A 12,539-nucleotide genomic window follows, 5' to 3' on the forward strand; every position below is an offset into this window, starting at 1 on the left:
ATAGTCTCAACACCTGCAGACGCAAGTGGGGCTGAAGGGGCGCGGTGATGGACCAATCGCGCCCCGGTCCGCATTATTTACTCCCCCAGGGCAATGCCTTCGCGGCGGGGATCGGCAGCGCCTTTCAGGCGTTCACCGATCTCAATCGCGTGCAGGCCTGAATTCAGCCCCCGGATATTGACCTTATATCCCATGTCCGTGAGCGGTGCTTCCAATCCAACCGCTGCCGAGCCCTCTTCCAGATCATAGGTGCCGAACCGGTTCACGGCATGCGGCAGGGACACGGATTTTTGAACATCCATGCCCCAATCAGCCCAGGCAATGATCGAGGAAGCGACATAGCCAATGATCCGGCTGCCGCCCGGCGATCCGATGGCCAGCACCGGTGCGCCATCCTTGGTCACGATGGTCGGCGCCATTGAGGAGCGCGGCCGTTTGCCCGGCTCCAGCCGGTTGGCAATCGGCACACCATCCCGGTGGGTGCGGAAGGAAAAATCGGTCAGCTCATTGTTGAGCAGGAAGCCGTTGGTCATCAGCCGCGAGCCAAAGCCGTTTTCGATGGTGGTGGTCATCGACAGCACATTGCCATAGCCATCCACGATCGAGATATGCGAGGTCGAGGGAAACTCGATCGAGGCATCATCGGCCAACTGCGGCGGCAGGCCCGCGTGATCGAATGCGGGCGCGCCGGGCGCCACCTCGGGCAAGGCATCGTCTCCCGCCAGCAGTTTCGCCCGCTCTGCCAGATAATCGGCATCGACCAGACCTTTGGTGGGCATCGGCACGAAATCACTATCCGCCATGTAGCGTCCCCGGTCGGCAAAGGCGAGACGCGAGGCATCGCCGATCAACCGCCAGGCCTCGGGGCTTTCGGCACCCAGCGCCGCCAGATCGTATTGCCCCAGCATGCCAAGGATCTGCCCCACGGTCAGCGCCCCAGAAGACGGTGGCCCCATGCCGCAGACCTCAAACGCGCGGTATTCGGCGCAGACCGCCGGGCGTTCCTTGACCTGATAAAGCGCCAGATCGACAGCGGAGAGAACGCCGGGATTGCCAACGGCTCCGGTCACCGTGCGCACGATATCCGCTGCAACCGGCCCGGTGTAGAACCCATCCGCGCCATCTGTTGCGAGGGTCCGCAGCACCTCGGCATAGGCCGGGTTGACCAGCCTGTCTCCCGCCTTCAGCGGCATGCCCCCGGGCAGGAAATACTCGGCGGTTGCGGAAAACCGCGACAGGCGCTCGGCGTCCCGTTCGATCAGCCCAGCCAGACGCGGCGACACAGCAAACCCGTCCTCGGCCAGCGAAATTCCGGCCTCGAACAGCGACGGCCAGTTGGCCTTGCCCCAGCGGCGATGGGCTGCTTCCAGCAACGCGGGCGTGCCGGGGGTGCCGACAGAGCGGCCACCGACAACAGCGTCGAAGAATTTCAGCGGCGCGCCGCTGTCATCCTGAAACAGCCGCGGTGTGGCCGCCAGCGGCGCGGTCTCACGCCCATCCAGCGTCGTGATCTCGCCGGTTTCCGCGTCGTACCAGACCAGAAAGGCACCACCGCCCAGCCCCGAGGATTGCGGTTCGACCAGTCCCAGAACCACCTGTACCGCAACCATGGCATCCGCCGCAGTGCCCCCGGCGCGCAGCACGGCCGCCCCGGCCTCCACCGCGTGAGGATTGGCTGCAGCCACCATCCAGTTGTCCGCCTCGACGGGCAGACCGGCGTCTTTGAACTTGAGCGCAGAAGCCACCTGAGGCGACAGCGCCTCGGCCCCGCCTTTTGCAGCCGGTTCCGGCGCCACCGCATCTGCAGCCTGCTGCGCGCTCACCGTGCCTGCGGACATGCACAGGCACATCAAAAAGATCTTCTTCATAATCGCCTCCTCCAAAACAATGCCTTGCCTCAAAATGCAAACGCGGGCCAATAGCCCGCGTCGCAAAGATCAATCCTGTGTTACAGCATCGCCGGAACCACCTGATCCGGCGGGCGGTGGCCATCCTCGAATGTCTTAATATTCAGCAGCACCTTCTCGCCCATCTCGATCCGCCCTTCGATGGTGGCCGACCCCATATGCGGCAGCAACACCACATTGGGCAGCTCGCGCAGGCGCGGGTTGATGTCGGTGCCATGTTCATAGACATCCAGCCCAGCCCCGGCGATTTCTCCGGCGCGCAGCATCCGGGTCAGCGCGTGTTCGTCGATTACCTCGCCGCGCGATGTATTGACGATCACCGCATCCGGCTTCATCAGCTTCAGCCGCCGGGCGTTCATCAGGTGAAAGGTCGAGGGCGTGGACGGGCAATTGACCGAGATCACATCCATCCGCGCGACCATCTGATCCAGGCTCTCCCAATAGGTCGCTTCCAACTCTTCCTCGATCTCGGGGCGCAGGCGGCGGCGGTTGTGATAATGGATCTGCATGCCGAATGCCTTGGCCCGGCGGGCAACGGCCTGACCGATCCGGCCCATGCCCAGAATCCCCAGGCGACGGCCCGCCAGCCGCCCACCCAGCATCGCAGTCGGCGCCCAGCCGTCCCATTCGCCCTTTTGCATCAGGGCGAGACCTTCGGGAATCCGGCGTACCACCGCCATGATCAGCGCCATGGTCATATCCGCCGTATCATCGGTCAGCACGCCCGGCGTATTGGAGACTAGAATCCCGCGCTGCCGCGCCGTGGCCACGTCAATGTGATCGACACCGGCGCCATAATTCGCAATCAGTTTCAGCCGCGGCCCGGCCTGCGCCAGAAGCGCCGCGTCGATGGTGTCGGTCACCGTCGGAACCAGCACATCGGCCTCTTGCATCGCCTCGGCCATTTCGCTGCGCGTCATCGGTGTGTCATCGCTGCGCAGCCGCACGTTGAACAGCTCGCTCAGCCGTGTTTCGACCGGTTCCGGCAACCGTCGCGTAACGACAACAGTCAGACGTTCTCTTACCACTTGCGCTCTCCCATGGCTTTTCAGTTCCTGCACCTCCATGGCATCGTGGCGCAGGATGCAGGCAGGCACAAGAACCCTTCCGCCTCCTCGGTCCAAGTGACGCGACATTCGGGTCTTTCCCTCCAGATCATCTGATCCTATGACCTATGGACACGCGGACGCGACCGGACAAGAAACCGGGCTGACACGGCAGGCCAGCCCCAGGACCGGCGCCGGAACCGGCACAGAACGAGCAGGCGGTGAATATGACGGCTTTGAAATTGCGCCTTCTTGCGGTGGCCATTTGCGCGACTGTGGCAGCTGCGCATGGGGCAATGGCCAAGGACGCGCGTGGCCCGGTCACGAATCTACCCCTGCCCCGCTTCGTTTCGATGAAAGCTTCCGAGGCCAACATCCGGCGCGGCCCCTCGCTGACCCACCGGATCGACTGGGTGTTCAAACGGCGCGGCATGCCCCTTGAGGTGACCGCCGAATATGGCCACTGGCGCCGCGTGCGGGACCATGACAACGCCGGCGGCTGGGTGCACTACACACTGATTTCAGGTGTACGCATGGCGCTGGTGCAGCAAGATCTGCTGACCGTGCATTCCAGACCGGACAAGGCAGCGCCTGTGACCGCCGCCTTTGAACTGGGCGTGGTTGCGCGCCTGGGAGAATGCACCATCGACTGGTGCGAAATCTCAGCTGGCGGCTACAGCGGCTGGACGCCAAAGACCACGATCTGGGGCGTTTACCCCGAGGAAATTCGCGAATAACCCCAGCGAACCTTGGGCGGGTCCTGGTTGCTATTGGCTGCCCGGTTCCACGGGCCGGATCGTCAGTGGCGTGCCCCCGAGCCCGCGAAAGGCTTTCTGGCGGCAGGAAAACACTAGGATCTGCAATTCATCCGCCTGCAAGGTCAGCGCATCAAAGATCTTCTCGATCCGCGCATCATCGGTATAGACGATCGCATCGTCCAGAATGACCGGCGCCGGATGGCCTGAACGCGCCAGCAGCCGGGCAAAGGCCAGGCGCACCAGCAGGGCGATCTGCTCCTGCGTGCCGCCCGACAGGCTGTCAAAGGCTGCCGTCTCACCGCCGCGCTGCAATTCTTCGGGCAGCACCTTACCGGCATCCACCGACAGTTCCGCTTCGGGCCAGAGCATCCGCAACAGGGGGCGCAATTCCGCCATCACCGGCCCGACATAGTGCTCCTGCGCCTCGGATCTTGCGCGTTCCAGCGCCGCATCAAGTCGGCGCAGCACCGCAACTTCAAATTCAACCGCCGCAAGACGCTTCTGTGCCCAGTCCAATTGCCCCTCGGTGTCGGCAAGCTCCTCTTCGACTGCGGCGCTGGCATGGGTGGCGATCCGAGTTCCCAGCACCGCCAGATCCCGCGCCACCTCCTGCGCCCGCTGGCGTGCAGCCTCCTGCGCCGATTGTGCCCGCTGCAGAATGGCACGGGTCTGCGCCGGGTCCGGTGCGGTCTGGCGCAGGGCGGTTTCGGTGGCCTTGGCCTGTGACAGGTTCTGCTGCAGGGCGGGCAGGTCTTCCGACAGGCGCTGCAGCGCCTCTGCCGCCTGTTCCTGCCCCTCGATGACAGCAAGAGCGCGGTCCAGCCGCTGCACCGCTGCATCTGCGCGTGCCGACGCGTTCTCCATCGCCAGACGGGAGTCTGCTGCCGCGCTGCGAATGGCATCTAGCGCGTTTTCCGCCGCCTCGGCTTCCTGCTCGGCGGCGCGGAAGGCAGCTTCGGCCTCTGCCCGGTCCGGCAAGGGAGTCGTGCTTTCGTCCTGCGCGCCTGCCCCCGGTGCCTGTGGAAGCTCCTCCAGCTGGTCGATCAGCGCCTTGATCCCATCCGGGGCGAGTACCTTCAACAGGGTCTGCGCCTCCTGCCGCTGCTGTTGCGCCTCCTGCCGTGCCTTGTGCTGCGTGCGGGCCTCCTCGACACTGGTGCAACCGGCCTGCTCCAAGAGCTGCGTCAGCGCGGCCTGTGCCTGTTCCAGCGCCTCGGCGCCACCAGCCTGACCGGGGTGAATGTCGATCTCTGCCACGCCCGGTACAACCAGCCGCCCGCCGCCCGGAAGCGGCAACCGCTTCCCGTCCGGAACTCCGGCGCCTTCCAAGTGGATGCCGCCCTCCTGACCCGCCTGGTAGTGCACGGTCACCGCAGTCGCGGTTGCCTCCTGCGCCCGCCGGGCCAGATTATGCGCCTCGCGCGCAGCCTCGATCCGGCGCAACACCGCTTCATCAGGTCCGCATGCGGCGGCCTTGGCCAGACTGTCGATCTGTTCGGCTTGCGCCCGCGCCTGTTTCAGCCGGTCGCTGAGATCGCGGCGCAACCCCTCTGCCTGCGCCACTGAAATCGCCAGCTGCACCGCGTCCAGAGCGGCCCGCGCCTTTTTCGCGCCCGCGCGGGCCTGTGTGGCCGCCTCGGTCAGATGCCGCTTTTTCTCTTCTTGCGCATCGAACGTGACGTGCGCACGCGCTGCGGCCTCTGATGTCTCGGCCACGGCTACCTTCGCCGCGCTCGCCTCCTCCAGCCGCGCGGTCAGCTCCGCGATCTTGCGCTGATGGTTTTCCAGCACGGTTTCCGCCAGCTGCACCGCGTGGGAGGCCTGCGCCAGCTGCTCCTGATGCCGGTTGGCGGCCTCCATCGCAGCCTCTGCCGCCTCAAGCCGCGCCTGTAGTTCTGCGCGTTCCTCCGGGTCATTCAGCGCCGCCTGCTCGACCTGAAGAGCCCGCCGCTGATCCAGAAGCTGTCGCAGCTCCTGCACCTGCGCGCTTAGCTGATCCCGGCGCTGCACCAGATCGGCAACGGCGCGTTCGGCCAGATCGAGCGCACCGCCTTTGCGGGCCCCACGCGTGGTCACCAGTTGATCCAGCGCCTCGCGCACCTGCCGCCGGATCGCATCCATGCGCTGGCCGCCGGTCACCATCTCCACTTCACCCGCGACCGAAGACAAAAGGTCCCGCCGCGCAGACAGCGTTTCCTTGGCATCCTCGAACGAGGTCACCCCCTGCCGCACCCACAACAGTCCCGACGGGCCATCCTCCTTGGGCGGTTTGATCAGCGCCTTCAGCCAGGCCTCTGCCGCGTCGGCCTGATGCAGCAGCGTCCCCTCGCGCCAGATCCGCACCTCGCCTTTTCCAGAGGTCTTGAAGAACTGCTTGGCGATGCGATAGCGAGCGCCTTCGTGGTCCACCTCGACCTCGACCCGGGGATCACCGCCTGCGTGCGGCACCAGCCCGCGGATCTCCTTGTCCCAGGCCTTAGCGTCCTTGAAAAACAGCGCGTGAAGCGCATCAAAGATAGTGGATTTGCCTTGTTCGTTCGGGGCTGCCAAGACGTTCAGCCCCGGCCCGATACCGGTGATTTCCACCGGATCGGTAAAACGGCGCAGGTTCTCCAGCCGGATGGAGCAGAGTTTCATGCGCGCTCTCCCCCGTCACCATCATCCTGCGTATAGGCAAAAAGCCGATTGAGCGCTGCGCTGGCCACCTTGCGGTCCTGTTCGGCAATGGCCGGATCCTCGGCGGCCTGCATCAACTCTTGCGCGGCAACCCGCAGCGCGCCGCCCCGGGCGATAAGATCCAGATCCCCGGCCTGATGTTCGGTGCCCACTGCGGACAGATCCAGCTCCAGGTGGCAGAACTCCGGCGCATAGCGCGCCACCGCCTGTTCCAGCGCCAGTCGCTGCGGCGGCGTCACCCAGCCCGACGCTCGCATCAACATGAGATGATACCGCCAGTCGGCCCGCTCCGGCGGCAACAGGCCCGTGATCGCCGCCTCTGGATCTGTTTCAGGCGTCAGGTCCAGCGCCACCTCCTGCCAATGGTACTGACCGGTTTCAATGGGCTGCACCAGCGGCGCTTGCCCAGCACCTGCAAGCTCGACCAGCAGGCACTGGCCACGCCCAGCGTGTTTGAACCGGTCCGGTTCGGGGCTGCCGCTGTACTGCGTGCGCGGATTAACCTCGAACCGGCCATGCCAGTCGCCAAGCGCCAGATAATCCAGCCGCGCCGCCTGCGCCCGCTGGGGCGAGATCGTCTCGGCGCTGTCGCCGCCGCCTGCCGCACTGCTGCCAAATTCCAGCACACCGCCATGGGCCAGCCCGATCCGCAGCGCCTGATCCCCGGTGTCGCATTCGTCCATCCAGGCGGTCAGGTCCTGCCCCGGAAACCGATGGCTACAGGGCGCGGGCAGCAACGTGACCCCGGGCGCCATCTGCACCGGTTCGGCGGTCATCAAGAGATGCACATTTTTCGGCAAATGGCTGCGCAGCGACGCCCATAGCGGTTCTGCCGCGCCGCTGTCGTGGTTGCCCGGGATGATCCACCATTGCAGCTTCGGCGCCGCCGCCATGGCCGCAAGGGCCTGCCGCTGCACCCGATCCGATGGTGTTTCGGTGTCGAACATGTCTCCGGCAATCAGCACATGCGTGGCGTCATGTGCCTGCGCCAGCTTTGCCAGCCGGGCCAAAATCTCCTGCCGCGCCTGCAGCAATGCCATCCGCGTTTCCTCTGTGAACCGCCCGAACCGTTTGCCTAAGTGCAAATCAGAGGTGTGCAGGAAACGAATGGACGGCATTGAGGTCTCCGGACCGGGGCAGTGTTCACTGTCATAGGTGGCAGAGCCGACCGACAGGGTCAACGCGGCTTTGCAGCCCCGCCGCCTGCACGGCCAGGTCCGCGATTCTAAGGCAGGCCAACGACAATCTCCAAACTACGATTGGTGCAGACCGGCGTCCGAACACTGGAAAAATGCCTCGCATTCGGGCGTTTCAACCCAATATCCGCGGGAATTCGCGACCCCGCGTCAAACTGCGCCCTTGAAAATCCAAGCAGGCAATTGCGCCCCGGCGCCGCGTGTTTTACACGGGGGGCGATATGTACGGCAACGCGCCCGGGACATCACCAAAACCCGGGAGGTGAAGCGCCGCCGCCCAAAGTCAACAAAGCTTCCGATATCGCTGAAAGGTTGTGGAATATGACAGAAAATTCAAACCCCGACATTTTGTATACCATCGTAGACGAAGCGCCCGAGCTGGCCTCGGCGTCCTTCCTGCCGATCATCCGCAAGTTCGCCTCGGCTGCCGGTGTCTCTGTCGGAACCAAGGATATCTCGCTGGCCGGCCGCATCATCGCGACCTTCCCCGAAGGTCTGAGCGAAGAGCAGCGCCAGAGCGACGATCTGGCGGCCCTCGGTGAGCTGGTCAAAACCCCCGACGCCAATGTCATCAAGCTGCCGAACATCTCTGCTTCGGTGCCGCAGCTGACCGCTGCCATCGCCGAACTGCAGGCGCAGGGCTATGACATCCCGAACTACCCCGAAGACCCGCAGAGTGACGCCGAAAAGGCGATCCGTGCGCGTTACGATACCCTCAAAGGCTCTGCCGTGAACCCGGTCCTGCGTGAAGGCAACTCGGACCGTCGTTCGGCTAAGGCGGTGAAGAACTACGCCCAGAACAACCCGCATTCGATGGGCACATGGTCGGCAGACAGCAAGACCAAAGTCTCCTCGATGCCGGGCAACGATTTCTACGCGAACGAAAAGTCCGCCACCATCACCGCCGCACAGGCCGGTGACGCGAAGATCGAGTTCGTCGCCAAGGACGGCTCTGTCACCGTGCTGAAAGACGGCTGGTCGCTGGGCGAAGGCACCGTGACCGACGCAACCTTCATGTCAGCCAAGGCGCTGTCCTCTTTCCTGGCCGATGCCATTGAGGACACCAAGGCCGACGGCACCATGTTCTCGCTGCACATGAAAGCGACCATGATGAAGGTCTCGGACCCGATCATCTTTGGCCATGCCGTCAAGGCCTGGCTCGGGCCGGTGTGGGACAAACACGGCGCGGCGATCGCGGCTGCCGGTGGTTCGCCGAACTCGGGTCTGGGCGCCGTTCTGTCCGCCATCGAGACGCTGCCCAACGCGGCTGAGATCAAATCCGAGATCGCAGCGCTCGACCGTCCTTCCATGTACATGGTCGACAGCGACAAGGGCATCACCAACCTGCACGTGCCGTCGGATGTGATCATCGACGCCTCCATGCCCGCGGTCATCCGTGCTGGCGGCAAAGGCTGGGACGAAGCAGGCAACAAGGGCGATACCAACTGCGTGATCCCCGACAACTGCTATGCGACCGTCTATGATGAGACGATCAACTACTTCAAAGAAAACGGTGCGCTCGACGTGACCAAGGCAGGTTCCGTCGCCAACGTCGGCCTGATGGCGCAGAAAGCCGAAGAATACGGCAGCCACCCCACTACCTTTGAAGCCCCGGCAGACGGCACCATCCGCATCGTGCTGGCCAATGGCGAAACCCTGCACAGCCACGACGTGGAGGCCGGTGACATCTGGCGCGCATGCACCGTCAACAAGGCACCGATCGAGAACTGGATCCAACTGGCGATGGACCGTCAGCGCCTGACCGGCTCCGAAGCGATCTTCTGGCTGGACGCAAACCGCGCCCATGACGCCGAGCTGATCAAATACGTCAAACCGGCGCTCGAAGCCGCTGGCGTGGCCGACAAGTTCATGATCATGGCGCCGCGCGAAGCGACCCGTCAGTCGCTGGACACCATCACTGCGGGCAAGGACAGCATCGCCATCACCGGCAACGTGCTGCGCGACTACCTGACCGACCTGTTCCCGATCCTGGAACTGGGCACCTCGGCCAAGATGCTGTCGATCGTGAAGCTTATGAACGGCGGCGGGTTGTTCGAAACCGGCGCCGGTGGTTCGGCTCCGAAACACGTGCAGCAGCTGGTCGAAGAAAGCCACCTGCGCTGGGATTCGATGGGTGAATTCTGCGCATTGGGCGAGTCGCTGAACTTCCTTGCCGATGCCAAAGGCAACGCCAAAGCCGGCGTCCTGGGCAGCGCAGCCGAAGTGGCGACCCAGGGCATTCTGGACAACAACAAGTCGCCTTCGCGCAAAGTGGGTGAGCCGGACAACCGCGACAGCCACTACTGGTTCGCACGCTACTGGGCCGAAGCCCTGGCCGCGCAGACCGAGGATGCGGATCTGGCAGCCGAGTTCAAGCCGATCGCCGAAGCTCTGGCTTCCAAGGAAGAGCAGATCTTGGCTGAATTCGCTGCTGCCCAGGGCAACCCGGCGGACATCGGCGGCTACTATCACCCCGATGCGGCAAAAAAAGCAGCCGTGATGCGCCCCAGCGCAACGCTGAACGCGATCATCGGCTAAGGGCCGGGACAGCGGGGGCGTCCGTCCCCGCTCAAAGGCACAGCAATACAAGAACGCCCGGCAGATCCTGCCGGGCGTTTTCTTTAGTCATTGTTCTGAGCCTCGCGCGCCACGTGAGCGGGAAAACCAGTTTATAAAGGCACGGATCTCCCGCTCAGAGACAGGGATCGCGATCCCTTAGAAGTCCTGCCACTTGTCGATGGCGGCGTTTCCATCAGTTGCGGCGACGGGGGTCGGAGTAATTTCGTCCAGATCCCAATCATCTTCGCCATGAGCCGTCGGTGCGATGGGCGCCGAAGGCTGCGGCATTGCGGTGATATTGCTGCCGCCCGTGATCTTGAAGTGTGCGACCAGTTCGGCCAGCTTGGTGGCGTCGCTGTTCAGCATGTGCCCCGCAGCGGTGGCCTCTTCCACCATGGCGGCGTTCTGCTGGGTCACCTGATCCAGCTGCACCACACCGGTGTTGATTTCCCCCAGACCGGTCGATTGCTCGGCCGCGCCCTCGGCGATATCGGTCACCAGTTTCGAGATGTGGTTGACCCGTTGCACAATATTCTGCAGCGCCTCCCCGGCCTTGCCGACAAGATCCACGCCACGTTCCACCTGTTTCGAGCTGTCGCCGATCAGGGTCTTGATCTCCATCGCCGCATCCGAGGACCGCTGCGCCAGGGCGCGCACTTCGGAGGCAACCACGGCAAAACCACGGCCTGCTTCGCCTGCGCGGGCAGCTTCGACGCCGGCGTTCAGCGCGAGCAGGTTGGTCTGGAAGGCGATGTCGTCGATGACACTGATGATCTGGGCGATATGGGTCGAGGATTGCTCGATCTCGGTCATCGCCGAAACCGCGCTTTGCACCACGACGCCGCTGTTTTCGGCTTCCTGCTTGGCCTCATCCATGATGTTTTCCACGCTACGTGCACCGTCGGCAGCGGATTTGACCGATGCGGTCAGTTCATCCAGCGCAGCAGCAGTTTCTTCGAGCGTTGCGGCCTGACTTTCGGTGCGATGCGATAGATCATCCGAAGATTGGCTGATCTCAGCCGCGCCGTTGCGAATACTGGACGCGGATTCCACCACTTTCGACACGGTATCGCTGAGATTTTCGACCGTCCGGTTGAAGTCAATACGCAGCTGCTCGTAATCCTCCGGGAAGGCGCTGTCGATACGCACGGTCAGATCGCCATTCGCGAGAACCGACAGGCGGCTGGTCAAAGTCTGCACCACCTGAGCCTGAGCCTGGTCGCGCTCTTTCTGTTCTGCTTCCAGTTCTTTCTGGCGGATCAGAGAGGTACGGAACACGTCCAGCGTGCGCGCCATATCGCCGATCTCGCTGTGGCTCGCCAATCCAGGAATCTCGGCACTGGTGTCCCCCTCGGCCATGGACTGCATACGGTCTTTGATCCGTTCAACCGGCTTGATCACGCTGCGCGCCAGGAAGAAGGCTGCAACCCCCATGGCTGCCAGTCCGATCACCAGCGCGATCAGGGCAGAATTGCGCATGGCAGCAACATCCGCCTCGATATCGGCCACATAGGCGCCAGTGCCAACGATCCAGCCCCAGGGCTCAAACAGCTTCACATAGCCCATCTTTGCCTCAGGGATGTCCGAGTCAGGCTTGTTGAAGTGGAAAATGAGTGGGCCGTGGCCCGTCGAATCCGCGATCTTCTGGAATTCCTGAAACACAAGGACGCCATTGACGTCTTCGAACATGGTCTGATCCTTGCCGATCAGCTGCTTGGCGACCGGATGGGCGACCATGTAGTTCTGCCGGTTCAGCGCAAAGAAATATCCCGCCGTGCCAAAGCGCGGCGTCTCAACCGCGGCGATCCCGCGTTCCTGGGCCTCTTCCGGGGTCAGGGAACCTGCTTGAACCTGCGCCTCCAGTCCGGCCAGCACGCTGACCATGGCATCGGTCAGGCTGTCGAGTTCTTTTTCCCGCATCTCGTAGGCATTGTCGACAGCGCGGGTCAGGAGCACAAAGGTCAAAGCGGCGGCAAGAGCAACCCCCAATCCTGCCAGCGCATAGATACGGGCCGGCAATCGGTATAGAAACGTAGGCATAGTAGACTGGTCCTTTAGTGACGCTCATTTACATGCAAGGTTAGAGATGCTTCCCTAATTTTCTCTTAGATTAACGTCGGTGGTTTTAGCCAACACGGCCCTGAAAGCGCACGAAATTCGGCCAAATACCTCAGGAAACCAGCCGGAAAACCATCCCAGGTTTTCACTATTCCGACACGGGACTCTGCCAAGAGAGTCTGCGTAAACCACGAACACTGCAAGGAAAACACAAGCTATCGCGGTCATCAAAACTGCGACCGCCCTGCTCTGCGTCAGACCCGCGGCTCACAATCCGGGCAGACAGCAGCAATCAGAAAATCTGCGCATGCAAACTTTCTGGCCATTTGGACAAAATGA

General features: G+C 63.2%; 7 protein-coding genes. 2 read left to right on the top strand and 5 right to left on the bottom strand.

The features are described 5' to 3' along the window. Positions 1–77: 77 nt before the first annotated feature. Both ggt and SM763_RS15065 read right to left on the bottom strand, forming a co-directional pair. Positions 78–1,868, bottom strand: a complete 1,791-nt coding sequence (gene ggt / locus SM763_RS15060) for a gamma-glutamyltransferase (protein WP_368999029.1) — start codon at positions 1,866–1,868, stop codon at positions 78–80. Between the two features lie 80 nt (positions 1,869–1,948). Beyond that, positions 1,949–2,935 (bottom strand): 2-hydroxyacid dehydrogenase, encoded by a 987-nt coding sequence (locus tag SM763_RS15065; RefSeq protein ID WP_065273552.1) that lies wholly within the window; start codon positions 2,933–2,935, stop codon positions 1,949–1,951. 245 nt (positions 2,936–3,180) lie between these two features. Between SM763_RS15065 and SM763_RS15070 the strand changes: the two genes are divergently transcribed. Next, positions 3,181–3,690: an SH3 domain-containing protein gene (locus tag SM763_RS15070; RefSeq protein WP_425537296.1), complete on the top strand. Its 510-nt coding sequence runs from the start codon at positions 3,181–3,183 to the stop codon at positions 3,688–3,690. 30 nt (positions 3,691–3,720) lie between these two features. On the opposite strand, the gene SM763_RS15075 is transcribed toward SM763_RS15070, so the two are convergent. Both SM763_RS15075 and SM763_RS15080 read right to left on the bottom strand, forming a co-directional pair. Then, positions 3,721–6,348 (bottom strand): AAA family ATPase, encoded by a 2,628-nt coding sequence (locus SM763_RS15075; protein ID WP_368999030.1) that lies wholly within the window; start codon positions 6,346–6,348, stop codon positions 3,721–3,723. Continuing rightward, positions 6,345–7,505, bottom strand: a complete 1,161-nt coding sequence (locus tag SM763_RS15080) for a metallophosphoesterase family protein (protein WP_368999031.1) — start codon at positions 7,503–7,505, stop codon at positions 6,345–6,347. Before SM763_RS15080 ends, SM763_RS15075 begins: the two co-directional genes overlap by 4 nt. A gap of 399 nt (positions 7,506–7,904) precedes the next feature. Between SM763_RS15080 and SM763_RS15085 the strand changes: the two genes are divergently transcribed. Then, a complete protein-coding gene (locus SM763_RS15085) occupies positions 7,905–10,121 on the top strand; it encodes an NADP-dependent isocitrate dehydrogenase (RefSeq protein ID WP_368999032.1) in 2,217 nt (738 codons plus the stop codon). Positions 10,122–10,298: 177 nt separating this feature from the next. Here the strand turns inward: SM763_RS15085 and SM763_RS15090 are convergent, their stop codons facing one another. Beyond that, positions 10,299–12,182, bottom strand: coding sequence for a methyl-accepting chemotaxis protein (locus SM763_RS15090; protein ID WP_368999033.1), 1,884 nt, complete (start codon positions 12,180–12,182; stop codon positions 10,299–10,301). Between the last annotated feature and the right edge of the window lie 357 nt (positions 12,183–12,539).

It is taken from the genome of Pseudophaeobacter sp. C1-32P7, from assembly GCF_041008775.1.
Lineage (GTDB): Bacteria > Pseudomonadota > Alphaproteobacteria > Rhodobacterales > Rhodobacteraceae > Phycobacter > Phycobacter gallaeciensis_A.